Here is a 24,600-nt window from a genome sequence, read left to right as displayed (position 1 = left end):
ATATTAGGCTTCGCGATGGAGCGGGCGCCGCGGGGATCGCGTGCCGTGATCCGTTAAGGAACGAGTCATTCTATGAACGACGTTGCGGCAGGGAACGGCGGTCTTGCGATAGCACTCCTCGAGGACGATCTCATCCTCCGGGACCGCATCCTCGTGCCACAGCTTGCCGAGTACGGCATGGCCGTCGAACCGCTCACGACGGCGGCCGAGCTCTACCAGCGCCTGGAAGAGCGGCATTTCGACATCGTTGTCCTCGACGTCGGCCTGCCCGATGAGGACGGGTTTACCGTGACGCAGCGGCTCCGGATCCTGCGGCCGCCAATGGGTGTGGTGATGCTCACCGGGAGGAACGACACGACCAACCGGGTGCGTGGCCTGAGCGAGGGCGCCGACGCCTACCTGACGAAGCCGGTTGAAATCGATGTGCTGGTTGCGACGATACAGAGCGTGGCCCGGCGCATTCTCCCTGCGGCGGCCTTCACAGACGTGAAGAGGTCCGACTGGTCGCTGGACCCCAAAGGCTGGCGCCTCGTCGGCCCGCACGGGGCCGCCGTCTTGCTGACGAAGTCGGAGCGAAAGTTCGTCGCTTGCCTGCTCGAGCACCGCGATGAAGTGGTCGATCGCGACACGCTTGTGTCCGCGATGACGACCGACGTGTACGATTTCGACCTGCACAGGCTGGACAACCTGCTCCACCGGCTTCGGCGGAAGGTGAAACAAGCGACCGCCACGCCGTTGCCGATCACAGCGGTCCACGGGGAAGGATATGTCTGGATTTCCCGCTCGTAGTACGGGCGGGGCGATCATTGCGGGGGGCAGGGCGATGAGCAACAGACTTTGGCGCTGGCTTCGTGACATTCCCGTCGCCAACGACATCGAACGGCGTAACGGCGCGTTCTTCCAGCTGTTCCTCGTCTATTTCGGCGTGACCCTGTTCACGGCCGAACCGCAGAAGTACTGGAACTCCGACGTCCAGCAATTTCTCCTCGCCAAGGTCTGGGGAAGGATCCTGCCCTGGCCGCGCGCCGGCATGTGGGTCGACATCGGCACCGACGTCGCGATGGCGGCGGTCTGTGTCGTGTGTTTCTGGGTGGTCAGGGAAGGACGGTTTTCCGCGGCCGTCAGATTGTTCCTCTCCTCATTGCTGGGTCTTCTGACCCTCAATTACATGGCCTTCGGGTCCACGTTGGGGACGCACTACTTCAACCTGACGATGATCATCGCCGCCCTGATGCTGGGCCGGCGCGCGCTGTGGATTGTCTTCGCCGCGATCGTGCTGAACTTTACCGTGGGCACCGTCGCGGATTCGTTCGCGCACTTTTACAAGGACGGTAAATTTGTCTTCGATGTCTTCCCTATCGCTTCCGTGGCGTTGAGCCAACTCGTGGTCGCCGCGCTCCTCGACCAGACGGTGAAGGCGCTGCGCGATGCCCTGGCCGAATCGGAGCGGAACGGCGCGAAACTGGCGGCCGAGATCTTGGAACGCGAGAAGACGCAGCAGCAGGTCATTCATCTCGAAAAGATGCGCGCGGTCGGGCAACTCGCCAGCGGCACCGCGCATGACTTCAACAACATCCTCGGTGTCATTCTCGGCTTTGCGCGGGAGCGACGGCGGCCAGGAGCGGGCGCGCCCGGGACCCCCCGCGAACGCGTCTTGTGCGACGCGCTTGAAGGCATCGACGTGGCGGCACGTCGCGGTGCCAGCATCAGCCGCAAGTTGCTGGACTTCAGCCGCGCCGAACCTGCTTCGTCGCAGTCGTTCGATGCCGTGCAGGCGCTGGAAGAGGTCCGGCCGATGCTGCGCCAGCTCCTTCCCGAACCCGTGCGCCTGGTCATCGAGGCACCGCCCGGTGACCTGATCGTCCGGTTCGATCGGGAGCAATTCGAGCTGGCGCTGCTCAACCTGGCGGCCAACGCGCGCGACGCCATGCCCGGAGGAGGCACATGCCGGGTCGAAGTGAGCCTGGAAGAGGGTAACTGGGTACGCGTGGCAATCGGGGACACCGGCGAAGGCATGTCCGAGGAAACGCGGCGCCGGGTGCTCGAACCCTTCTTCACGACCAAGCCACCCGGCGTCGGGACCGGGCTCGGCCTCAGCGTGGTCCACGGTATGGTCGAACGCAGCGGGGGGCGCATGACGATCGCGAGCACCCTGGGGCAGGGGACCACCGTCACCCTGTGGCTCCGAGAGGGTACGCGCGTCCCGTCGGCCCAGGCACCGCGCGAGGACGACGACATACGCGTGCTCCTCGTGGACGACGACGATGTGCTCCGGGGCATCCTTGTGTCCTCACTGGAGGACTATGGCTACCGCGTCGAACCCGCCCGGGACGGCCGCTCCGCACTGCGCTCGGCCGAGGCCATGCAGGAACCCCCGGATGTGATCGTGTGCGACCACCACATGCCCGACATGGACGGGGCGACCGTCATGCGCCGCCTGTGGGAGCGGTTCCCGGATGTCCCCGCCATCCTCATTTCGACCCATGCGCCGGTCGAACAAGGCGGTGGCGCGAGGGCAAGGACGTATCGTCTGCCCAAACCGTTCTCACCGGATCATCTCGCCAGAAAGATTTACGACGTCGTCGGCGGGCACAGGCCGTTATGAACGAAGGCCGCGGCATCCCTGCCGCGGCCCGTTCCCGATCAGAACTTGTAACTCACCTTGAGCGCGCCGGTGTCCGAGTCGAGGTGGTTGGCGGACTCGCCCGAATACTCGAGGCGAACATCCCAGTGGTCGCCCGTCTTCAGGTCCAGGCCGGCCGTCGTCTTCAGGCGCTCCTTCGGCAGGGTGCTGGACTGGCTGAAGTACACCGGCCCCGGCTGGTCGGCCAGCTGCATGTCGGTGCTCAGGCTGCCCTGGTTGTAGAAGGCCCCGCCGACGCCGGCATAGACCTGCAGCGTGGTGTCCTGGCCGATGTCGAACTTGCTGCCGGCTTCCAGCATCGGCGAGGCGCCGAGGACGTTGCTGCTGGATCCCGCCACCTTCATGTCGAAGGCGCCGCCACCCTGTTCCGTGTAGCTGTCCGAGTTGATGTGCGTGGCATGCAGATCGATGTACGGCTTCAGGTACCAGTGGTCGAACGCGAACTGGCGGCTGATGCGCGAGTGGATGCCCCAGTGCGTCACGTCGAACTTGCCCCGCGCGGTGCCACCGATGTCATAGAACGGGGTGTAGCGGGTGGAGCGATAGCTCATCTCCCCACCTTCCAGCGCGGCCGACACCAGCCAGTCGCTCATCTGGCGCTTAGCCACCAGCCCGGCGGTCCAGCCTTCGCCGCTCACGGAGCCCGCTGCCGCCGTGGCGCTCAGGCTCGTGTGGTCGGACGATACCGAGCCACCGACGAACCAGTCGTCAGCCACTTCCTTCTGTCCGCCAAGTTGGAATACCTGGCCGCTCTGGTGATAGCCGAAGCTGTCATTGGCAACATCCTGGTCCGTGCTGTTGCTGATCACGCGGCCCCATGCACAGTCGTGTTCACTTTGCGTCATGTCGCCGTCGAAGCGCGGGCAGCTGTTCATCCGTTCGACGAACGCATTGCTGGTCACCACATGGTTGACGCTGGCCGCCGCCACACCTTCGTTGCCAAGACCCTGCAGGGCAGACAGGTACTGCGTCGCATTGCTCACGGCCGACAGTCGGGCAAAGGTCTGTGCCATCGACTGGCTCACGCCATTCGACCAGACGCCATCCAGGTACGCCGCGCCTGACAGGAGGTTCGCGTTGCCGGCGATCCCTGAGGCCGTCTTCGCGAACCGTGACAGCTGGCTGGCCTGCACCAACAGGTCACCCTCGCCGTCGTAGGACGGCGTGTAATCGAACAGGTAGCTCGAGCCGGTATCGGTCACTTTCGGCAGCGGACCGGCGTAAGAGTTGGCACCCATGATGGCGACGGGTACACCGGGCGCCAGCGACTGCGGCTTCAGCACGACCGACGCATTTGCATTGAAATACAGGCTACCCTGCACATCCAGGTAACCCGCCAACTTGTTGTAGAAGTCGATATTCGTCTGTATCGCGCCCCATTCGGTGAGGCTGCCAGCCAGTGTGCTCGACGAATACATGCTACTGACCGCGCCGTTGACAACGATCGTGCCGAGGTTGATCGCCATGCCCAGATTGCTATACGTACCGGTGGCCCAGGTCCCATCGTTGTTCAAGGAGCCCGTACTGCCGAGGTAGAGGTCGCCAATGAGTGTCCCGCCCGCTTTATTGTTGACGACGCCATAATCCTGCACGTTCACAGCCGTGCCACCCGCATTGGTGATGGTGCCGCTGTTGTTCACCGTGCCATTGCCGTTCGTCGCATAGCCCATCAAGTTGATGGCGGGCGCCGAACTGTTGCCGGCGATCGTCGCATTCGAGTTATTGTAGATCTCTACATCGGTTTGATGGTTCTGCCCCTCGGCATCGACATAGATCGCGCTGGCTCCTTGCCCACTGGCCGACACCGTGCCGGAATTGCTGATGCCGATGCCGCTCGAGTCGCCGATGCCGCCGGCCGTGCCCATCACCAGGTTGCCGACCTGGGTTGGGTCCGCGCTGGACGTAGCCCAGGTGCCCCCGCCGCCGCCGATGCTCTGCGCAAAGATGGCATGCGCGCGTGCGCCCGTGGTGCTGATGGTTCCGACGTTGCCGACGTAGACCCCGCCGCCGTTGCCGGCGCGGCTTCTGTTGTCGTCCCCGTTGGTCGAACCCGGTAGTTGCGCCCACCCACCAGCGTTCGCGAGGTCTCCGCCAAGAATGCCGCCGCCGCCAACGCTTTGCGCCAGCACGCCATAGGCACCGGCGCCTGTCGTCGTGACGGTACCCCACACCGTCACCTGGACCTCGCCGCCATTGCCAGCCATCATCGGTGCGTCGAACGGATTGCTGCCATTGGCTTCGCTGAGGCCGACGATCCAGCCACCTCCACCGCCGATGGACTGGGCAAGAATGCCGTGCGCGTTGCGCCCGGACGTGCTGATCGTGCTGCCGACCCCCGTGGTCACCGTGACCTGGCCCCCGTTTCCGCATGTGTTGTAGGAAATACCGGTTTGGACAGGCGCACAAGCGAACCAGTTGGAATTGCTCACCTCGTTGCTGCCGACCCACACGCGGTGGTCAGCGCCGGTGGGATCGGCGTTCGGATTCGTCACGCCCATGGCCTGCCCCGCCGCGTTGGCGCCGGTCTGCATCACGATGGCCGTACCGCCACTGCCGCCAATGCTCTGCGCCACGATACCGACGGCATCGTTGCCGAGCGTCTCCATGTGGCCTCCGTGGTTGGCCGTGACGTCGCCGCCCGTCCCCAGCGTCAGGACACCGGCGGCGATGCTGATGGGCATTGGCTTGCCATCGGGCGTGTAATTGCTGGCGGTCATGACGGTTTCGCCGCCGCCACCGCCCACCGACTGCGCGTACATGCCGAAGCTGGCGTCGCCTGCGGTCGTCAACATGCCGCTGTTGGTGACCTGGACGGTGCCGCCGTCGCCCGCATTATCGGTACGCGAACCCAGGTTCATCACGAAGTTGGCCGTGTTGCCGCTGCTGGATTGCTGGGCATTGGTAGCAGTGGCTCCGGCGATACCACCGCCGCCGCCGATGCTCTGCGCGACCATGGCCGACGAGGCCGGGCCGCCCGTCTGGATCAGCGTGGTGTTGGTCACCGTTACCGCGCCGCCGTTGCCGGCAGCGGCGGGGCCCTGGTCGCCATTGGTGCCGCCACCTACGTTGAGCTCGGTGCTGACGACGCCGTCGTTGGCGTCGGAACCCGCAGGCGTGTGGCTCGCGGCATAGCTGAGGTAGTCGTTGCCGTAACGCGTGAGCGCGAAGGGATCGACATTCGAGAACGCGCCCGCCGTGAACGTTTCGACGCCACCGAGGGATTGGACGGCGCCCTTGAGTATCGTGCTGGCGGCGAGGTAACCGGACAATGTCAGGTCGGCGCTGGCTGGGCCGGCCGTGCTTCCGGTGCCTGCCTTGCCGCCACCACCGCCGACCGACTGCGCGAGGATGCCTGCCGAGTCGCCACCGAAGGTCACGATGCCGCCGTTGTTAGTGACGTTCACGGCGCCGCCGTTGGCCGCGGCGCTGCTGTTGCCGGTGACCGTGATGGTCTCCTTGATGCTGCCGCCGGCGCCCTTTTCCGTGCCGCCCTGGCTGCTGCCGCCACCGCCACCCACGCTCTGGGCGAAGATGCCGGCGCTGTTGTCGCCCATGGTCAGCATGTTGCCGTTGTTCGTCGCGGTGACCGTGCCGCCGGACGAACCGTTGCCGCCCGTGCCGCCGAGGTTCATGTTCAGCTGTGAGGAGCCGCCCTTGTACGGCCCGAGGAACTCGGTGGTCGCCTTGGCCGTGCCGCCGTTGCCGCCACCGCCACCGATGCTCTGGGCAAAGATGCCGTCGGCGCTGTCGCCGAGCGTCCATATCATAGAGCTCCCGTCGTTCGTCGCGGTGACGTTGCCTGCCTGCGCGGCGCCCCCACCACTACCACCGACGCTGGTGGTGACGGTGAGCGACGGGCCCGTCTGGGCACCGATCGTGAGCGCGCTGGAGTCGCCGCCGTTGCCGCCGCCGTTGGTGATGCTCTGCGCCAGGATGCCGTGCGAGGAGGCGCCAGCCGTCATGATGACTTCGTCGTTCGAGGCCGTGACGTTGCCGCTCGGCGAGCCGTCGCCGCCGTTGCCACCCACCGACGTGTTGATGGTCAGCTGCGGCACCTCGTTGGCGCCCGGCAGCTGGAACACATTGGATACGCTCGACCCACCGTTGCCACCGCCGCCGCTGATGCTCTGCGCCAACACGCCATAGGCATCCGAGCCGTTTGTCAGCAACTGGCCCCGATTCTGTACCGCCACATCACCCGCACTGCCGCCCGTGCCGCCCGAGCCGCCGACTGTGACCTGCACGTTCAGCATGTCGCTCGCGCTCTGCGCCATCGCCGCGCCGCCGTCGCCGCCACCGCCGCCGATCGCCTGCGCAACGATGCCCTTGGCGTGGCCACCCACCGTGTTGACGATGCCGAGGTTCACGACACCCACCTGTTCCATGCCGGGGAGGCCCGCACTGCCGCCACTGCCGCCGTTTCCGCCCACCGTGTAGTTGAACGCGCCCAGGCTGGTGTTCTGCGCCGAACCGCCCGTCCCGCCACCGCCGCCGATCGACTGCGCGACCAGGCCGCTCGAGTTCTGGCCGAGCGTGCTGACGATGAAGCCGGGCAACGTCGGATTGGAGTTCACCGCGGGCATGCCATTGAACAGGTTGACGATGCCCGCCACGCCACCGGCTTCGCCGTTACCGCCGATGGCGACACCGGCAAGCAGGGAGCCGGCGGATACCGCACCGCCTACGCCGCCGCCCCCGCCGATGGATTGGGCGATCACGCCGATGGAGTCGTCGCCGATGGTGGACACGAGGTTGGAGGGCCAGGTGGTGTTGCCGCTGTAACCGAGGTTGACCTGGACGTCGCCCGCTGCACCGCCCATGCCGCCATTGCCGGCCTTCTTGTAGAAGATGCCGCCAGCCCCCGCACCGTTGCCACCCGCGCCACCGACCGATTGCGCCACGATGCCCGCTGCGGCGAAGCCCGTGGTGCTGATGTTGGTAACGTTCTGCACCGTCACGTTGACGTTGCCCGCCGAGCCCGCGGCGCCACCCGAGCCAGCGCGGCTGGTCGTGCCGTCGCCAAGGCCGCCGGCGCCACCCACGCCGCCGAGGCTCTGCGCGAGCACGCCGGCCGCCAGGTCCGCAGCTTCCGCGGTGTTGCCGCTCGTGTCCACGACGACAACGGATCCCGTCGCCGCCGTCGGCGCACCCACGGCGCTGATGGTGCTGGTGAGATCCGAGTCGGCTTGTGCCTGGCCGAGGGATGCAGAAACGTCTCCACCATTGCCGCCAACGCCACCGTCACCGCCGTAGCCTTCACCGACGGTCGAAGTCGCGAGGGTACCGTCGCCGCCCTGGCCGCCTGCCGACTGCACCACCACGGCCGAGCCCTGCGATATCACGGAACCCATGCCGGTCAGGCTGTAATTTGCCGGGCCACCGGCGCCGCCCGCGCCGCCATTGGCACCCTTCATCTTGCCCGCACCCTCGGCACCGTCGGTACCCAGCGGCTCGGCCGCATCGCCACCGTTCGCCTGCAGAAGGACGGCTGTGGTGCCCGCCTGGCTGCCGTTCCAACCCGCCGTGCTCCAGATGTTCCAGTTCTGGGTGAATTGCACGCCGCCCGATGCACCCCCCGCGCCCGGCATGCCGGGGGAACCGAAGCTCGAACGCATCTTGCCGGCGGTGCCGCCCGTGCCGCCGAGGCTACGCAGCCACACCGCCGCATTGGGGTTGCCGGGCGTGGCGACGTTGTTGCTGGAGATCACCGCTTCCTGCATGTTCAGGTTGACCCAGCCGCTGTTACCGCCCGCGCCGCCCGGGCCGGTCGTGTCGCTGGAGTCATAACCCGTGCCGCCCGTACCGCCAATGCTGGCGAAATTGATGCTCGGGTAGATCAGCGTATCGGTGAACTCGAAGATGCCTGTCGCCTGTCCGCCTTGCTGGCCGGTCTGATCGGTGCCCGTCGTACCCACGTTGCTGATGATCCAGGGCGACGTGTCCGGCGCCGGAGCCGACTGTGCCGATGCCGCGGATGCCACGAAGTACCCGGCGGCGCCAACGGCGATCAGGCACGCGCCCACCGCGCGGAACAGCGGCCGGCGCGTCATCCGTTCAAGCGGGGGTGCTCCAGGCAGGTTGCCGGAAATGCGCATAGCCATGATCGAATGCTCCAAGGGGAAGAAAGCTCAAGAGCCATCATCCCGAAAGAGCGTGCGATGCGGTTTCGCTATCGAACGCGGGTTCGCCGGAAGTTCCGGATTCGCACGTTTAGTGTGGCGGTCGTCGCGACCCGTCACATGCCCTGACGGTATGCCGCTCGGATGTGCTACTCCGCCTAGATCGTCACCGAGTTCAAGCAGTACCGACGCTTCGACAGCGAACTGGACCTGAAGGCCTACGCGAAGATCGCTGGCTGGACCCGGCAACGGGTGCATGGATTCAGGGCCATGATCGCCCGCTGGTCTCAGAAAGGCGATCAGTGCCCATTGATTTCGGCCATCCGTGCGGTCCATTGCCTAGCTTCCTCGGAGTCATCGGCAGGGTCCGGGAAGCCGACGAAGAGGATGTGGTCTGGCTCAGTGGAGAAAACACGACCTTCCTCGTAATCCTCCGCGATCGCGATCGCGATCGTCTGTGGGATTCGCTCATCGCCGTTTCCATACACCCAAGCATCACCCCAGCGATGGAAGATGCCTTCCCGCCACGGTTCGCGTTCGCCGCTCTTGAACTTGCACGGTCTTGCCATCGTCGACTCCCCATGAATTGCGGAGCGAAACGAGAATCGCGGAGCGCGCCATAAGTGTAAGCCGTTGTCCTGATTGGTGGGCCCACCAGGACTCGAACCTGGAACCAAAGGATTATGAGTCCTCTGCTCTAACCATTGAGCTATAGGCCCCTGCGCCGGAGGGAGTTTAGCCGATGCGGCCAGTCGTGGCGAAGGGCTTCCAGGCAGCAGGCGCGTTGTAGGAGCGCATCTTATGCGCGACGGCTTTTCGCGCCTGTTTCCGGGGTTGCGCGTGAGATTGGAGGCACGGCGAAAGGCGGTCGCGCGCAGGCGCGCTCCTACAGGTGGCCTGCGGGTTTTCGGAGGGTGGAAAGGAAAACGCCCGCTTGCGCGGGCGTTTCGTCGTACATGTGTCGCGGTCGATCAGTCGATGTCGAGGAACGAGCGCAGCGTTTCCGAGCGGCTCGGGTGGCGCAGCTTGCGCAGGGCCTTGGCTTCGATCTGGCGGATGCGCTCGCGGGTGACGTCGAACTGCTTGCCGACTTCTTCCAGCGTGTGATCCGTGTTCATGTCGATGCCGAAGCGCATGCGCAGCACCTTGGCTTCACGCGGGGTGAGGCCGGCGAGCACGTCGCGCACCGTTTCCATGAGGCCCGTTTCGGTCGCCGACTCGATGGGCGAGCTGGCGTTGGTGTCTTCGATGAAGTCGCCGAGATGCGAGTCTTCGTCGTCGCCGATCGGGGTTTCCATGGAGATCGGTTCCTTCGCGATCTTCAGGACCTTGCGGATCTTGTCTTCCGGCATCTCCATTTCCTTCGCCAGTTCTTCCGGCGTCGGCTCGCGGCCGAACTGCTGGAGCATCTGGCGGGAGATGCGGTTGAGCTTGTTGATCGTCTCGATCATGTGCACCGGAATACGGATGGTGCGGGCCTGGTCGGCGATCGAACGGGTGATGGCCTGGCGGATCCACCACGTGGCGTACGTGGAGAACTTGTAGCCGCGGCGGTATTCGAATTTGTCCACCGCCTTCATCAGGCCGATGTTGCCTTCCTGGATGAGGTCGAGGAACTGCAGGCCGCGGTTCGTGTACTTCTTGGCGATGGAGATCACCAGGCGCAGGTTCGCCTCGACCATTTCCTTCTTGGCGCGGCGGGCCTTCGCCTCGCCCACGGACATGGCGCGGTTGATTTCCTTGATGTCGGTGAGCGGCAGGTACAGGGTGCGCTCGATCTGGGCGAGCTTCTCCTGCTCCGCGTCGATGGCTTCGCGGAAGTTCTTGATGTTCGGCGACCACTTCTGGCGCTTGCGCGACAGCTCGGCGGCCCACTCGAGGTTGCCCTCGTTGGACGGGAAGCTCTTCAGGAACTCGGCGCGCGGCATCTTCACCTGCTTGACGAAGATGTCCATGAGCACGCGCTCGTGGTGACGGATGTCGTTCACCACCTCGCGCAGCTTGCGCACGAAGCTGTCGATCAGGGCCGACGGAAGCTTGAGGTTGAGGAAGGCCTCCGACATCTGCTCGCGGATCTTCGCGACCTTCTTGTCGTTGATCTCGGCCTTGGGTGCGGCCTTCTGGAACTTGGCGTGCAGCGCGCGCAGTTCTTCCATGCGGCGCTTCACTTCTTCCGGATCGGGACCGGTCGGACCGGTATCCTCGTCTTCGGTGGCGGCCACTTCCTCGTCGTCGTCCGCGGCATCGGCGTCGACGTCGACATTGGCGTCGGCTTCGGCCTGGGCGGCGTCGGCGGCTTCTTCCAGGTCGGCGAAGCCGGCCAGGATCTCGCTGAGGCGGCGCTTGCCTTCCACGTGCTGGTCGTATTCCTCGAGCAGCAACTGGATGGTGAGCGGGAAGGAGGCGAGCGCGGTCTGCACCTGGCTCAGGCCTTCCTCGATGCGCTTGGCGATGGCGATCTCGCCCTCGCGGGTCAGCAGCTCGACGGTGCCCATCTCGCGCATGTACATGCGGACGGGGTCGGTGGTGCGGCCCACCTCCGCGTCGACGGCGGAAAGCAGCGCCACGGCTTCCTCGGCCGCGGACTCGTCGTCCGTGCTGACGCCGGGGGCGGCGCCATCGGAAATGGTGTCGGTGTCGGGCGCGGAATCGTGGACCTCGATGCCGACGCCCTTGAGCACCGCCATGATGTCTTCGATCTGCTCCGGATCGACGATGTCGTCGGGCAGGTGGTCGTTGATTTCCGCGTAGGTCAGGTAGCCCTGCTCCAGACCCTTGGAGATGAGCTGTTTGATTTCAGACTGTTGCTCGTGAGCTTTATTAGTCATGCCGACCGCCGCGGGTTACAGGAACCGATCAGTATAGTCATTTGATGATTTTTTGACCAGTTTTCAAGTGGATCGGGCTCGTCGGAGGGACGCAAGAATCGGGCCAGATGGCCGTTGCAGCCGGGGCGGTTCAGCGTGTCGACGAGGAGGATGCGGGGCCGGAGCCCCGAGCAGTGACGCCTCAGCGCACCTCCAGGCGGAAGGTGACCGGACCGTCGTTGATCAGATGGACCTTCATATGGGCACCGAACCGCCCGGTTTCCACCCCCGGGTGCGCCACGCGGGCCAGTTCGACCAGACGGTCGAACCAGCGCCGTCCCTCCTCGGGCGGCGCGGCGGTGGTGAAACTGGGGCGCATGCCCTTCCGGGTATCGGCGGCCAGGGTGAACTGGCTGACCAGGAGCAGGCCGCCGCCAGTATCGGCGAGGGCGAGATTCATCTTCCCCTCGGCATCCGAGAATATCCGGTAGCCGCGCAGACGCTCCAGCATGCGCACGCATTGGGCTTCGCCGTCGCCGGGTTCCACCGCGACCAGGGCGAGCAGCCCCGGGCCGATGGCTCCCACCGTCTCGCCTTCGACCTCGACACGTGCGGATTCGACCCGCTGGATGACTGCAATCATTTTGATCGGATAGCGTCGGTAGCGATGGAGGTCGGTAGCTTACGGGAGGAGCCGGGGTCGGGGGATGGGAAACGGGGGCGCCAGAGCCGTCGTATGCGCGATGGAGCGCCACCACTTCCCATCTCCCATCTCCTAAACTCCCGTCGATGCGTCCCGACATCTACCTCCTTTATCTGCTGCTCAGGCTCGTGAGCCTGTTCCCCCTGCGCACCGTCCATGCGGTGGGCGCCTGGATAGGCCGGCGCTCCCTGCGCGCGAACTCCCGCAGCGCGCGCTACAGCGAGGTCAACCTGCGCCTCACCCGCCCGGAACTGAACGACGCCGAGCGGAACGAACTCCTGCTGCGGACCATGGAGGAGTCAGGCAAGTCGGTCGCCGAAGTCGCCGCCATCTGGGGCGGCGGGGCGGAGAAGTCGCTGGGCCTGGTCCGCGAAGTGGTCGGCGGGGAGCTGTTCGCCGAGGCCCTCGCTTCGGGCAAGGGCGTCATCATCGCGGCGCCCCACCTCGGCTGCTGGGAGTTGCTGAACTACTGGCTGTGCAGCAAGACGCCCATGGCGATCCTCTACCGTCCGCCGCGCATCCACGCCATCGAGGCGCTGTTGCGCAAGGTGCGCGGCAAGCTCGCACCCGAACAGGTCCGGGCGGAAGGCGCCGGCGTGCGCACGCTGTTCAAGCGCCTGGGCGCCGGTGGCACCGTCGGCATCCTCCCGGACCAGAAGCCGCGCGAAGGGGAAGGCGAATTCGCCCCTTTCTTCGGCGTGGACGCGCTCACCATGGTGCTGCTGCCGCGCCTGGCGGCGCGCACCGGTGCGACCGTGCTCTTCAGCTTCGCCGAGCGGCTCCCGCACGGCGAGGGTTTCCGTATCCACGTGCTGCCCGCGCCCGAAGGCATCGACGCCGCCGACCTGCGGACCGCCTGCACGGCGTTGAACCGCGGCGTGGAGCAATGCGTCGAGCGCGCCTTTGCGCAGTACCAGTGGCATTACAAGCGCTACACGGCCCACGACCGGCCGGACCCTTACAAGGTCAACGCGGGCGCGAAAGCCTGTTGAGGAACACGGTCATTTCCTTCGCGGCCTGGATGTCGCCGCGGGAGGTGGCGGTGGCGATGCCGGAACGCCAGGCCTCCGCGGCGCCGGCCTCGTCGTCGATGGCGAGCAAGGCCTTGCCGAGCAGCTTCCACGCCGCCGAGTAGTGGGGGTCGAACTCGATCGCATCGCGGAAGGCCTGTGCCGCATCCGCGTAGGCGCCGTCGCCGAGCAGCGCGTTACCCAGGGAAAAACGCAGCAGGGCCCCGTCGCGGACGCCGCCGAGTTGCGCGCGCAGGCGTTCGACGAGGGGATCGGTCATCTCAGTGCCGTCCGCGTGCGCCAGTAGTCCTGCGGGTAGAGCAGGGTCGGTTGCTTCGGTTCCGGCGGCAGGCGTCCTTCCTGCAAGGCATACAGGGTGGGCGCGTCCCAGATCATCAGCCAGCCGGTGCGCGACGGCTGGATCAGCCGCGCATAGCGGAAGGCGTGGGCCGGCGGATGCTTCGCGTAGGAGATGATGACGCCGTCGGGATGATGGGTGGCGAAGTCGGCGAGGGTGTCGCCGTCGTGCACCACGTTGTCGTCGTCATCGTCCACCTGGGCAGGCATGCCCGGCTCGGGCCGGATCCTCGCGATCGGATGCATCAGGCGTCCGGCGAAATGGTACTGGCCGTTGTACGACACGCCGAGGTTGCCGATCGGGCGGCCCGCGGCATCGGCCTGCGCCAGGAACAGCGACGCCGGCGTCAGGTCGTAGCGATACCACAGGCCGAGGGTGAACAAGGCATTGAGCGCCACGGTGCCGATGAGTCCGGCGAACGCGAGCCGGCGCATCTCGCCACGGCCTCGGAGCAGCAGCAAGGCACCCAGCACGATGAAGATCACGCCGAAGAAGCGCGCATACGGCGCCATGCCCACGAGCCAGATGTTGTCGGGGTAGCGTGTCGGCACCACCGAAGGCATGGCAAACAGCAGGATGGCGAGGACGAACGCGCCGAGCGACAGCGGCCACGTGCCGAGTGCGTAATGCGAGGCCAGCCCCACATGCCGCTCGCGCAGGTCGGCCACCGCGGCCGCTACCAGCATGGTCGCGCCGGCCAGTTCGGGCAGCACGTAGTAGAGCTGCTTGCCGGTGATCAGGGAGAACGTCAGCAGCGTGGGCAGCAGCCAGACCACGAGGAAGCGCATGCCCGGTTCCAGCGGCTGGCGCATGAGCGCGACGAACAGCGGCACCACGACGAGGATGACCAGCAGGTTCCCCGTCCAGGTGGGAATCTGCGTCAGCGAGGACGCAAGGAGCAACAGCAGCGCGATGCCCGCCAGGCCGAGCGTGGCGCCCGTGGCGGAACGCCATGGCCGCCGGAACAGCGCCGTGGGCACGGCCACGATGCCACGCAGCCAGCCGCTCAGCGGGAAGAGGATCACCGGCAGGAACAGCAGGTAGTACCAGGCCGGTCGCGCATGGTTCTGCAGGTCTGCCGCCTTCGTGTCGACCACGCGGCCGGCGGTCTGGGTGAAGAACAGGCGCTGGCGGTACGCTTCGCCTCCTGTTTCAGCGGCGGGCAGGGCCCATGCGAGCAGGATCGCGAAACCGAGCAGCAGGCCGAGCACGCCGAAGCCATACCAGCGCGCCTTGTTCTGCCGAGCCCAGTCGTTCCACAGCGGACCGAACAGGAACGGGAACAGCACGTGCACGACCATCACCGGGCCCTTGGTGAGGAGGCCCGCGCCCACCATCAGGCCGAACAGCCACCAGCGCGGCGACGGACTCCTGGCGGTGGGCGTGAGGCAGAGCAGGGCGGCCAGCACCCAGACCACGAGGAGCACCTCGTACATGATCTGCAGGCCGAACAGGAACGAATAAGCCAGTGCCATCAGCAGCCATGGCGTGGCCCTGGCGACCCAGGGGTGCGCGGGGAACAGCCGCCCGGCGAGTACCGAGGCCAGCACCAGCTGCGTACCGCCGAAGATCACCTCGAGCACGCGCGGCCATACGTCGTTGACGCCGAACACGGCCCAGCCGGCATGGATCATCCAGAACAGCAGCGGTACCTTCTCGCTGTACGGTTCACCGTTGATATGCGGAACCAGCCAGTGGCCATGCGCCCACATCTCCCACGCGACGGCGAGCGTGCGTGTCGAGAACATCGGCATCGGGCCGTGCGCGAAAATGGCGAGCAGGGCCATCGCGGCCCATAGCGGGAGCCAGGGCCACAGGGCGCGAAGGTGTTCCGATCGGGTATAGGCGCTGTTGGACAAGGGCGTCGTCACCGTTAAAGGATCATAAATTCTAGCCGCACGATATCAGAGCAGAGCGTCGATCGCCGCGCGCAATCGCTCCGTGAACCCTGCCTGGTTCGTCTCGTACCAGGCGCGGGCGCCGTTCCCCAGCCGGCGCAGCTCGTCGTCGCTCATGGCGGCCGCGCGTTCGACGCAGGCCTCCAGGGCGGCTTCGTCGAATTGCCACAGCGCCGACGCGTTGAGCGTGCCGCTCCTGTGCGCCGCCACGAGGAGACCGCGCTCCGGCCGCACCAGCTCGTTCATCGGCGGAGCGTCGGTGGCGAGCACGACGGCACCGGCACTCATCGCCTCGACGATGTAATGGCCCCAGCCCTCGGCTTCGGAGAGGCACACATGGAAGGCGTGGGCGTTCTGCAGGCGGCGGATGTCCTCGATGTCGTCCACGTAGGCGACGCGATGGTCGAGGTTGGCGGCGGGTGCCGGCCGGTCGGGCCGGGCCGTGGCCGGCGACTGCAGCACGTGCAAGGTCGGCCACTCCGGATGGCGGCGCCATACGTCGAGCAGGCGTTCCGTGCCCTTCATCTTGCTGGCGCCTGCCAGGTGCAGGAACGTTCGGTCCCGTACGCCGCCTTCGCGGCGGCAGTCGACGCTCTGGAAGCCGATGACGTGCACGGGAAGCCCCTGCGCCGCGAAGGTGTCGCGCGCGACGGCCGTCTTGCAGAGGATCGCGTCGAAGCGGTGCAGCTGCTTGCGGTCGCGGCGCGACAGCCACTCCGGATTCGGTACCAGGGCATTGCGCCGCGCCAGCGGCAGGTACGCCGGGTGCACGTGCTCGAGGGTGATGCCGAGGTCGTACCGCCGCGGACCGCGGCCCGCCAGCCAGCGCAGGTGCATGGCGAACGCCTGCCGCCAGGCGCGCCAGGGCAGCCCGCGGCTGCGCCGCGGCACCGCGGTGATCGATACCGCGTGGCCCAGTTCGCGCAGCGCCGCTTCGAGCAGGCGGATGTCGTGGCTCAGGCCGCGCCCGTTGTCCCAGGCGATCAGGTGGATGCATGCCACGTCAGCGTGCCGGGACCGGCTGCCCGGAGGCGACGAGGACGCGGCCGATGTACACGGCCAATCCCAGGGTCAGGAAGAAGTACAGCGAGTGCGGCATGGCGCGATAGAACACGTTGTCGGTAAGACCGCATAGCGCATACATGCATACGGTGCTGAGTCCCGCGGTCGCCGGCATGGCGACGGCGTTGACGGGGTGCAGCGCGTGTTTGCCGAAGAACACCAGGGCGCCTCCGAACAGGATCATGAGTACCAGCAGCCCCGGGAAACCGCCGGTCACCGCCCACTCCAGGTACTCGCTGTGCGGGTGATCGTAGCGTTCCACCGTCGCGTTGACCTTGCCCTCGGCGATGCGCGCGCGCGCGTAGTCGCCGAACTGGTTGAGGCCCAATCCGCCCAGCGGATGTTCCGTCATGGCCATGGTCGCGGTTCGCCACATCTCGAGCCGCTCGCGCACCGCACCGGTCGCATCCTGCTCGCTGTACGTGGACATCTCCTCGGACACGGCGGCGAAACGGCTCAACACTTCGCCGTGCAAGGTGGCGGCGGCCGCCGCCGCGGTGCCGATGCCCAGCGCGAGGAACAGCAGGCCCTGGCGCCAGCGCCCGTTGCGGTACGACTGGACCAGCACGACGACGACGAACGCGGGAACGAACGCCAGCAACGGGCCGCGGCTCTGCGTCAGCAGGGCGCCATACAGGCCCAGCAACGCCAGGAATCCATGCAGCAGGCGCTCGCCGCGGCCGAGTTCGGTGCGCAGCGCCTGGGCCACCGCGATCAGTGACAGCACCAGGATGAACATGCCGAATTCGATGGCGCCCCACAGGCCGTTGTTGATGCCGTAGACCCGGTCGATGCCTTCGATGTAGTGCTGCTCGAGGCAGATGCCCCCGAGCACGCCCGCGGTCAGGCTGAATCCGATGCGCAGCACCGCCGTGCGCAGCGGCGCGGCGAAGTTGGCCGCGATGACGAGGAAGGCCAGGATGTGCGACATGACGTCGAACTCGCGCATGTCGACGCCATGGGCGAGGACGTTCGCCAGCCAGAAGGCGAAGGCGAGCGCGGCAGGCCCTATGACCCAGGCGGCACGGCGAAACGCCCGGCGGGTTTCCGGGTCCCGGCACAGGGCCCACAGGCCGGCTAGGAAGAGGATGGCGGCAGGGACCGATTTCGCCTTGACCGGGACCGCGAACGTGAGCGGCATGACTGCGATCAGCAGCGAGACGATCCAGATGCGCCACGGGTTGGTTTTTTCGAGCACTCGGCACCTTGCTTCGATCGGGACGGCACGGCGGCCACGCCTGCGGCGGCTGGGCCGCCGGTTGTGCGCGAGGGCATGGTACTTTAACTCACGGCCGATGCCGCTCGGGATCCACCGGCGTAAAGGCCGGAATTCAGCTTTCCCAGGCAAGCCAGGACCGACACCGCCCGATGAAGCTCCTCTTCACGAACTTCCACGAAGGCGATGGCGGAGGTCACACCACGTATATCCTGGGACTGGCGCGCGGGCTCGCCGGCCGGCACCAGGTGCACGTGGCGGCTCCGCCGGATAGCCGGCTGAATCGCGAAGCCCGGGCCATCCCCGGCGTCACGCTGCTCGACCAGCCCTTCCCGAACGGTCTTCGCCGGCTTGCCGCGCGGGCCCATGCGCGGCGCCAGCTTGCGGGCTACCTGCGCAGCGAGCGCTTCGACGTCGTCCACGTGAACGGCTCGGCTGACCATCGCCTGGTCATGTCCGCCGTCCGTGGCCTGCGTCCCCGCCCTGCCATCGTGCTCACCAAGCACAATTCCAAACCCTTGACCGGCATCGGCCATGCCTGGCGCTCGCGCTTCGGCACCGACCAGGTCATCGCGGTGTGCGAGTTCGTGCGCCGCCAGGTCATGGCGTCGCCGTATGCGCGTTGCCGCGTGGCCACGGTGTTCAACGGCGTCGACATCGAGCGCTTCGCTCCGCAGGCGGCCGATCCGTCACGGCGCGCTGGCTGGCTCGAACCAGGGGCGGCGACCCAGCCGCTGCTGATCGGCAGCAACGCAGGCACCGCCGATTACAAGGGCTGGATGGATCTGGTCGAAGCCCTCGCCCTGCTGGCGCCGGACCAGCGTGCCCGCCTGCGTGTCGTGCTGGCCGGAGGCGTGCCTAAGACCGCGGACTTCGCCCGGATGGAGGCCCTGGGCGTTGCGGCGCAGGTGCATTTCGCCGGAAGGCTGGGCGACGTGCGGCCGATGATCGCGGCGCTGGATGCCGGCTTCGTGCTGTCCTGGGACGTGGAGACGATCTCGTTCGCCTGCCGCGAAATGATGGCGATGGGCAAACCCGTGCTGGTCACTGATTACGCAGGCCTGCCGGAGAACATCCGTCCGGGCGACGATGGCTGGATCGTTCCCGCGCGCGATCGCGAGGCGATCGCCGCTGCCTTGCGCCGTCTGCTGGACGAACGCGATGCGCTGCCCGCCATGGGGCGCGCCGCGCGGCAACACGCGGAAGCGGAGTTCGGGATGGAGCGCTTCGTGGATGCCACCGAGGCCGTCTACGCGGCGCTGGTCCGCGACTTCGCGAGCAAGGCGTAGTACATCCCGTCGAGGTCGCCGTCGCCAGGGAGGACCTGCCAACCTACCGCTGCCGGCTGTCCCGCGGGAAGGGCGATGGGCAGGGCCTGCGCATCGCCGTGGCTGGCGAGGAACGCGCCAACGACGCCTTCGTTTTCCCGTCGGAGCAGTGAGCAGGTGACGTAGAGCAGGCGTCCGCCGGGGGCAAGCGTTTCCCAGCACGCGGCGAGGATGCGCTCCTGCTGCGCGACCAGCGCGTCGATATCGGCCGCCCGGCGATGCAGGCGCACGTCGGGGCGCCGGCGGATCACGCCGGTGGCGGAGCAGGGCGCGTCGATCATCACACGGTCGAACGGACGGCCATCCCACCACGCCGACGGATCGCCGGCATCGCCGACGATCACCTCCGCCTCGAGACCGAGGCGCGCGAGGTTCTGCCGGATGCGCGGCGCGCGCTTCGCCTCGAATTCCACCGCGAGCAGGTCGAGCGTCGCCCGCTCCAGCACGTGACACGCCTTGCCACCGGGCGCGGCGCAGGCATCGAGTACGCGCTGGCCGTCGGCCAGTTCGAGGAGGTCCGCGGGAACCTGCGCGGCGCCGTCCTGGACGGCGAACAACCCTTCCTCGAAACCCGGCAGGCGGGTGACGTCGGTGCTGTGCGGAAGGACGAGCGCGTCGGCGAGCCAGGGGTGGAGCTCTACCGTCTGCCCGGCGTCGCGCAGGCGCTCGGCAAGTTCGGCGCGGGTCGTGCGGCGCCGGTTGGCGCGCAGCATGAGCGGCGGTTCCGTGTTGGCGGCGGCCAATATGCCCTCGGCCTCGCCGGGCCAGTCGCGCGCGATGGTTTCGGCGAGCCAGGTCGGATGCGCGTGGCGTGTCGCGGGAACGGCGTCGAGCTCGGCCGACAGCGATTCGCGCTCGCGTTGCCAGCGCCGCAGCACGGCGTTGACCAGGCCTGCGAGACGTGGACGGCGCAACTCGCGCGCCGCCTCGACCGTCGCCGCCACGGCGGCGTAGCCCGGCAACTCGAGGATCTCCAGTTGGACCAGGCCGGTCACCAGCAGTGCGTGGATCGCCGGCTCGTTGCGCCGGATGGGTTTGTCCAGCAGGCGGTCGAGCGCGGCATCGAAACGTGGCCACCAGCGGGCGCCGTCGTTGAGCAGCGCGGTGAGCAAGGCGCGGTCGCGGGAATCGGGAAGACGCGGGAGCGCGCGGTTGGCCACATCGCGCAAGGAATGGCCGGACAGCGCGATCTCGGCCAACGCCTCGGCGGCGAGCGCGCGCACGGAGATGGCGCGGCTCACGAGGCGGCCTGCTTCAGCTCCGGGCGCGCATTGAGATAATCGGCAACGCCGATGCGTCGGCCTCCCGCGCGCTGCACGTCCGTGAGGCGCAGCGCCCCCTCGGCACAGGCTACGTCGATGCCTTCACGCGAAGCCGCCAGGATGCGGCCCGGCTCGGCACCGGCGACGCCGGGTACCGCATGCGCTGACCAGATCCGCAGGCGCTCGCCGGCGATCTCGGCTTCGGCCACCGGCCAGGGATCGAAAGCGCGGACCTTGCGTTCCAGCGAGATGGCCGGCTGCGCGAAGTCGAGGCGGGCTTCGGCTTTGTCGAGCTTGTGCGCGTATTCGACGCCTTCCTCCGGCTGTGCCCGCGGCACGAGCGTTTCGCCCGCCATCGTGCGGCGCAGGCCTTCGGCAAGCGCGTCGGCGCCGAGTAAGGAAAGGCGGTCGTGCAGGCTGCCACCGGTTTCCCCGGCAGCGATCGGCGTGCGCCGTTCGATCAGGACGGGCCCGGTGTCGAGGCCCGCCTCCATCTGCATGAGATCGACGCCGGATTCGGCATCGCCCGCGAGGATGGCACGCTGGATCGGTGCCGCGCCGCGCCAGCGCGGCAGCAGCGAGGCATGCACGTTCCAGCAGCCGAGGCGCGGAATGGCGAGCACCTTGCGTGGCAGGATGAGGCCGTAGGCGACCACCACCATGAGGTCCGGCGCATAGGCGGCCAGGCGCGCGCGATCCGCTTCGGCCTTGAACGACTCGGGCTGCTCGACCGGGATGCCGGCAAGCAGCGCCGCTTCCTTCACCGGGCTGGCGGCGAGCTTGCGGCCGCGGCCCGCCGGCCGGTCAGGCTGGGTGTAAACGGCAACGACCTCCGCGCCGGAGGCACGGCAGGCTTCGAGGCAGGGAACGGCGAACTCCGGCGTTCCGGCGAACACCACCCGCAGGGAAGGGTTCGCCATCGGTCAGGCGCTGGCCTTGCGCTGCTTTTCCATCCGCTTGAGCAGCATGCCGCGCTTCAACGGGGACAGGTAGTCGACGAACACCTTGCCGGCGAGGTGGTCCATCTCGTGCTGGATGCAGACGGCAAGCGGACCTTCGGCCTCGACGACGATCTCCTTGCCGTCCACGTCCTGGGCGCGAACCTTCACGTGCAGGGCGCGGGTCACGTCGGCGTAGATGCCGGGGAAGGACAGGCAGCCTTCCTGGTAGACCTGCTGGCCGTCCTTCTCGAGGATCTCGGGATTGATCAGCACCATGGGCTCGTTGCGGTCGTCGCTCATGTCGGCGACCAGCACGCGCTTGTGCACGTTCACCTGGGTGGCGGCCAGACCGACGCCGTTGGCGGCGTACATGGTCTCGTACATGTCGGCCACGAACTGCTTCAGTTCGTCGTCGAAGACGGTGACCGGCGCGGCGACGGTGCGCAGGCGCGGGTCGGGGAATTCGAGGATGGCGAGGGTGGACACGGTGTCACCTTGAACGTTCACGGGCCGTTGCGGCGCCTCGTCCGCGGATTTGCGGGCAAATCGGCGAAATCCAAGCAGCGGCGAAGGTAGGATGCCCCCGTATTCTAGCGCGGGGCACGTATTGTGCCCATTAACGATTCGGTTACACTCGCGACAGCACCGGGGAAGGGGGAAAACCCGCCATGATCAAGAAGTTCGCCATGCTGCTTGGCGGCATGCTTTTCACTGTGGCCGCTTATGCGGCAGCGTCCCAGCTTCGTCCCGACCACCCGGACACCTACACAGTGCGCAAAGGCGACACCTTGTGGGACATTTCGGCGCGTTTCCTGAGCAAGCCGTGGCTCTGGCCGGAGATCTGGCAGGCCAATCCGCAGGTCCGTAACCCCCACCTCATCTATCCGGGCGACGTGCTCAACCTGTCCATGTTCGGCGGCGGTCCGCGCATCGGCCTGCAGCCGCGCATCCGCACCGAAGGCGAGCCGGTCACGGCCATCCCGCTCAGCGAGCTGCGCATGTTCCTCAAGGAACTGCGCGTGATGAATGCCGACGAGGTCGAGCAGGCGCCGTACCTGGTGGGTTTCGAGGAGTCGCACCTGCGCGCCACGCCGGGCAACAAGATCTATGCGCGCGACCTCGACGCGGCGCAGCCGGGCCAGCGCTGGGCCATCGTCCGCCCGACCAACCGCTTCCGCGACCACGGCGGCAACGAGGGCGGCTTCGACATGCTGGACAATCCCTCGCACGGCTCCTTCGTGGCCGACGAACTCGACAGCGACGTGTCGATGGCACCGAGCCCGTGGCGCGAAGATTCGCGTCACGACACCCATACCGGCAAGGGCGACGACCGCGGCGTGGAAGTTTCCGTGATCGGCACGGCCGAGGTCATCGCGACCAACGGCGACGTCGCCAGCCTCGTGCTGGTGGATTCCACCCTCGAGGTCCGCAAAGGCGACCGCCTGATGCAGGTCGACGACAAGCCCTACGACCCCTATTTCTATCCGCATGCGCCAAAGGCGCTGCCGGCCGATGCACGCGTCATCGGCTTCACCGACGCGTTGGCTGCCGTGGGCAGCCGCCAGGTCGTGTCCATTTCGGCCGGTTCGGCCGATGGCGTCGACAACGGCACCACCTTCACGGTGATGAGCCAGGGCGAGACGATCGCCGACGAAGTGAGCGGCAACTACAACCGTCGCGACACCTCGCGCAAGGTGAAGCTGCCGGACGAGTACGGTGGCCATCTGATGGTCTTCCGTACCTTCGACCACGTGAGCTACGCCCTGGTGATGGACGCCCTGCGCCCGTTGAAGAAGGGCGACAAGCTGGTAGCACCGGAGTAAATCCCTCCGATTCTCCTGTAGGAGCGCGCCCTGCGCGCGACATGTTTTGAGGCCACGACCCCGAAGCTGGCGCGCCAACCGGGGAACTGGTCCGAACTGTGTGTCGTACCCGAAGCGGCCATAAACGCGCCGGACACGCTCCTCCATGGAGGAAACACCACCCAGCCAGTCGACATTTTCCGACAGGACGCCGCCGCCAGCCCCCTAAACTGCGCGGATGACCGATTCCGACCACGACCTGCGCGAGTGGCTGATCCTCCTGCGCATCCCCGACTTCAGCGCGCGGCGCCTGCGCGAGGGCCTCGTGGCCCGTGGCAGCGCGTCCGCGTTGCTGCGCTGGCTTCAACACCATCCGGAAGCGTTGGGCCCTGACGCACGAGACTGGATCGAACGCCCGGACGAGGCCACGCTGGCCCACGACCTCGCCTGGCTGGCTGGGGACGACCAGCGCATGCTCCGCTGCACCGAGGAGGACTTCCCTCCCCAACTCGAGGCCATCCCCGATCCGCCGGCGGCCCTGTTCGTGAAGGGCGACGCATCGCTCCTCCTGCGGCCCCAGGTGGCCATCGTGGGGGCCCGGCGGGCGCAGGAGCCCGGGCTCGCCAACGCCCGGCGCTTTGCGGCCGAGCTGGCCACGGCCGGCCTTCTGGTCACCAGCGGCATGGCCGACGGCATCGACGGCGCAGCCCACATGGCCGCCCTGGATGCCGGCCAGCCCACGGTGGCGGTGATCGCCACCGGGCCCGACCGGGTCTATCCTCGCAAACACCACGCGCTGGCCCGCCGGATCGCGGCACAGGGCGCCATCGTCAGCGAGTACCCGCCCGGCGTCCCGGCCCTGGTACACCAGTTCCCCCAGCGGAACAGGATCATCGCCGGCCTGAGCCTCGGCGTGGTCGTGGTGGAGGCCGGCCTGCGCTCGGGCTCGCTCATCACGGCCCGCTGCGCGGGAGAACAGGGCCGCGAGGTCTTCGCCCTCCCGGGCTCGATCCACAATCCGCTGGCCGAGGGCTGCCACTCGCTCATCGCCGAGGGCGCCCGGCTGGTCCAGCGCCCGGAGGAGGTCCTGGCCGCCCTGGCCCCCGCCGCGATGGAACTCGGGGCCGAGCTGCGGGCCCGGCTGGAGCGGGGCGGCACCGCAACCAGGCCCAAGACCGGCCCCTTCGACTGGCGCCAGGATGAGGAATATCGCCGCCTCCTCGACGTCATGGGGTACGATCCCGCCTCCCTCGACGCCCTTGTGGGCACGACGGGCCTCTCCCCGGGGGCGCTGTCGTCGATGCTGCTGATACTGGAACTCGAAGGCGAGATCGCGACCCTGCCGGGCAACCGCTACCAGCGTGTAGTCCGGTAGCCGCGGCTTGACAGCCGTCACGGCGATATGTTTCCAACTAAATATATACATACGCTGGGGTTCACTCGCCCCCGC

Annotated in this window: 17 protein-coding genes and 1 tRNA gene; 6 read left to right on the top strand and 12 right to left on the bottom strand. The window is 67.3% G+C overall.

Annotated elements, in window-relative coordinates:
• Positions 1-72: 72 nt before the first annotated feature.
• Positions 73-789, top strand: a complete 717-nt coding sequence (locus tag ACR9ZH_RS14665) for a response regulator transcription factor (RefSeq protein ID WP_481291493.1) — start codon at positions 73-75, stop codon at positions 787-789.
• A 136-nt stretch (positions 790-925) separates the two neighbouring features.
• Positions 926-2,605, top strand: a complete 1,680-nt coding sequence (locus ACR9ZH_RS14660) for a hybrid sensor histidine kinase/response regulator (protein WP_481291492.1) — start codon at positions 926-928, stop codon at positions 2,603-2,605.
• A gap of 38 nt (positions 2,606-2,643) precedes the next feature.
• On the opposite strand, the gene ACR9ZH_RS14655 is transcribed toward ACR9ZH_RS14660, so the two are convergent.
• From ACR9ZH_RS14655 to dtd, 5 genes are all read right to left on the bottom strand, one after another.
• The gene (locus ACR9ZH_RS14655; RefSeq protein ID WP_481291491.1) at positions 2,644-8,745 is read right to left on the bottom strand and encodes a hypothetical protein; all 6,102 of its coding nucleotides are present in this window, start codon (positions 8,743-8,745) and stop codon (positions 2,644-2,646) included.
• A 317-nt stretch (positions 8,746-9,062) separates the two neighbouring features.
• Positions 9,063-9,332, bottom strand: coding sequence for a hypothetical protein (locus ACR9ZH_RS14650; RefSeq protein WP_481291490.1), 270 nt, complete (start codon positions 9,330-9,332; stop codon positions 9,063-9,065).
• A 74-nt stretch (positions 9,333-9,406) separates the two neighbouring features.
• Positions 9,407-9,482 (bottom strand) — tRNA-Ile (locus tag ACR9ZH_RS14645).
• 252 nt (positions 9,483-9,734) lie between these two features.
• The gene (rpoD, locus tag ACR9ZH_RS14640) at positions 9,735-11,591 is read right to left on the bottom strand and encodes an RNA polymerase sigma factor RpoD (protein ID WP_481291489.1); all 1,857 of its coding nucleotides are present in this window, start codon (positions 11,589-11,591) and stop codon (positions 9,735-9,737) included.
• Between the two features lie 181 nt (positions 11,592-11,772).
• On the bottom strand, positions 11,773-12,213 hold the full coding sequence (gene dtd / locus ACR9ZH_RS14635) for a D-aminoacyl-tRNA deacylase (protein WP_481291488.1): 441 nt from the start codon (positions 12,211-12,213) through the stop codon (positions 11,773-11,775).
• A 146-nt stretch (positions 12,214-12,359) separates the two neighbouring features.
• Between dtd and ACR9ZH_RS14630 the strand changes: the two genes are divergently transcribed.
• A complete protein-coding gene (locus ACR9ZH_RS14630; protein ID WP_481291487.1) occupies positions 12,360-13,265 on the top strand; it encodes an LpxL/LpxP family acyltransferase in 906 nt (301 codons plus the stop codon).
• On the opposite strand, the gene ACR9ZH_RS14625 is transcribed toward ACR9ZH_RS14630, so the two are convergent.
• Genes ACR9ZH_RS14625 through ACR9ZH_RS14610 form a run of 4 tightly spaced genes read right to left on the bottom strand, consistent with a single transcriptional unit; the run spans position 13,240 to position 17,799 of the window.
• Entirely contained in the window at positions 13,240-13,563 is a 324-nt protein-coding gene (locus tag ACR9ZH_RS14625; RefSeq protein WP_481291486.1) for a tetratricopeptide repeat protein, read from the bottom strand. The genes ACR9ZH_RS14630 and ACR9ZH_RS14625 overlap by 26 nt on opposite strands.
• Positions 13,560-15,500: an ArnT family glycosyltransferase gene (locus ACR9ZH_RS14620; protein WP_481291485.1), complete on the bottom strand. Its 1,941-nt coding sequence runs from the start codon at positions 15,498-15,500 to the stop codon at positions 13,560-13,562. Before ACR9ZH_RS14620 ends, ACR9ZH_RS14625 begins: the two co-directional genes overlap by 4 nt.
• A gap of 45 nt (positions 15,501-15,545) precedes the next feature.
• On the bottom strand, positions 15,546-16,541 hold the full coding sequence (locus tag ACR9ZH_RS14615; RefSeq protein ID WP_481291484.1) for a glycosyltransferase: 996 nt from the start codon (positions 16,539-16,541) through the stop codon (positions 15,546-15,548).
• A gap of 1 nt (position 16,542) precedes the next feature.
• Positions 16,543-17,799 carry an O-antigen ligase family protein gene (locus ACR9ZH_RS14610; protein WP_481291483.1) on the bottom strand — a complete coding sequence of 419 codons (1,257 nt, stop codon included), beginning with the start codon at positions 17,797-17,799 and terminating at the stop codon, positions 16,543-16,545.
• Positions 17,800-17,969: 170 nt separating this feature from the next.
• Between ACR9ZH_RS14610 and ACR9ZH_RS14605 the strand changes: the two genes are divergently transcribed.
• The gene (locus tag ACR9ZH_RS14605; RefSeq protein ID WP_481291482.1) at positions 17,970-19,106 is read left to right on the top strand and encodes a glycosyltransferase family 4 protein; all 1,137 of its coding nucleotides are present in this window, start codon (positions 17,970-17,972) and stop codon (positions 19,104-19,106) included.
• Here ACR9ZH_RS14605 and rsmB read toward each other — a convergent pair.
• Genes rsmB through def form a run of 3 tightly spaced genes read right to left on the bottom strand, consistent with a single transcriptional unit; the run spans position 19,067 to position 21,834 of the window.
• Positions 19,067-20,386: a 16S rRNA (cytosine(967)-C(5))-methyltransferase RsmB gene (rsmB, locus tag ACR9ZH_RS14600; protein ID WP_481291481.1), complete on the bottom strand. Its 1,320-nt coding sequence runs from the start codon at positions 20,384-20,386 to the stop codon at positions 19,067-19,069. The two genes, ACR9ZH_RS14605 and rsmB, sit on opposite strands and share 40 nt — an antisense overlap.
• Positions 20,383-21,327, bottom strand: a complete 945-nt coding sequence (gene fmt, locus ACR9ZH_RS14595; RefSeq protein WP_481291480.1) for a methionyl-tRNA formyltransferase — start codon at positions 21,325-21,327, stop codon at positions 20,383-20,385. The genes rsmB and fmt overlap by 4 nt, the downstream gene beginning before the upstream one ends.
• 3 nt (positions 21,328-21,330) lie before the next feature.
• Positions 21,331-21,834: a peptide deformylase gene (gene def / locus ACR9ZH_RS14590; RefSeq protein WP_481291496.1), complete on the bottom strand. Its 504-nt coding sequence runs from the start codon at positions 21,832-21,834 to the stop codon at positions 21,331-21,333.
• 182 nt (positions 21,835-22,016) lie between these two features.
• Between def and ACR9ZH_RS14585 the strand changes: the two genes are divergently transcribed.
• Together ACR9ZH_RS14585 and dprA are read left to right on the top strand one after the other, a co-directional pair.
• Positions 22,017-23,171, top strand: coding sequence for a LysM peptidoglycan-binding domain-containing protein (locus ACR9ZH_RS14585; protein ID WP_481291479.1), 1,155 nt, complete (start codon positions 22,017-22,019; stop codon positions 23,169-23,171).
• 217 nt (positions 23,172-23,388) lie between these two features.
• Positions 23,389-24,525, top strand: a complete 1,137-nt coding sequence (gene dprA, locus ACR9ZH_RS14580; RefSeq protein ID WP_481291478.1) for a DNA-processing protein DprA — start codon at positions 23,389-23,391, stop codon at positions 24,523-24,525.
• Positions 24,526-24,600 lie beyond the last annotated feature (75 nt).

The organism is Luteibacter sp. SVR4-7G, from assembly GCF_056755555.1.
The sequence above is the reverse complement of the archived record's forward strand: the minus strand, read 5'-3'. Positions and strand labels throughout refer to the sequence as shown.

Bases quoted from the DNA above. Each gene is read 5' to 3' on its own strand.
- dprA (WP_481291478.1), top strand. From the start codon at position 23,389: ATGACCGATTCCGACCACGACCTGCGCGAGTGGCTGATCCTCCTGCGC.
- ACR9ZH_RS14630 (WP_481291487.1), top strand. From the start codon at position 12,360: ATGCGTCCCGACATCTACCTCCTTTATCTGCTGCTCAGGCTCGTGAGC.
- ACR9ZH_RS14605 (WP_481291482.1), top strand. From the start codon at position 17,970: ATGAAGCTCCTCTTCACGAACTTCCACGAAGGCGATGGCGGAGGTCAC.
- ACR9ZH_RS14655 (WP_481291491.1), bottom strand. From the start codon at position 8,745: ATGGCTATGCGCATTTCCGGCAACCTGCCTGGAGCACCCCCGCTTGAA.
- ACR9ZH_RS14585 (WP_481291479.1), top strand. From the start codon at position 22,017: ATGATCAAGAAGTTCGCCATGCTGCTTGGCGGCATGCTTTTCACTGTG.
- ACR9ZH_RS14665 (WP_481291493.1), top strand. From the start codon at position 73: ATGAACGACGTTGCGGCAGGGAACGGCGGTCTTGCGATAGCACTCCTC.
- fmt (WP_481291480.1), bottom strand. From the start codon at position 21,327: ATGGCGAACCCTTCCCTGCGGGTGGTGTTCGCCGGAACGCCGGAGTTC.
- ACR9ZH_RS14650 (WP_481291490.1), bottom strand. From the start codon at position 9,332: ATGGCAAGACCGTGCAAGTTCAAGAGCGGCGAACGCGAACCGTGGCGG.
- ACR9ZH_RS14625 (WP_481291486.1), bottom strand. From the start codon at position 13,563: ATGACCGATCCCCTCGTCGAACGCCTGCGCGCGCAACTCGGCGGCGTC.
- rpoD (WP_481291489.1), bottom strand. From the start codon at position 11,591: ATGACTAATAAAGCTCACGAGCAACAGTCTGAAATCAAACAGCTCATC.
- dtd (WP_481291488.1), bottom strand. From the start codon at position 12,213: ATGATTGCAGTCATCCAGCGGGTCGAATCCGCACGTGTCGAGGTCGAA.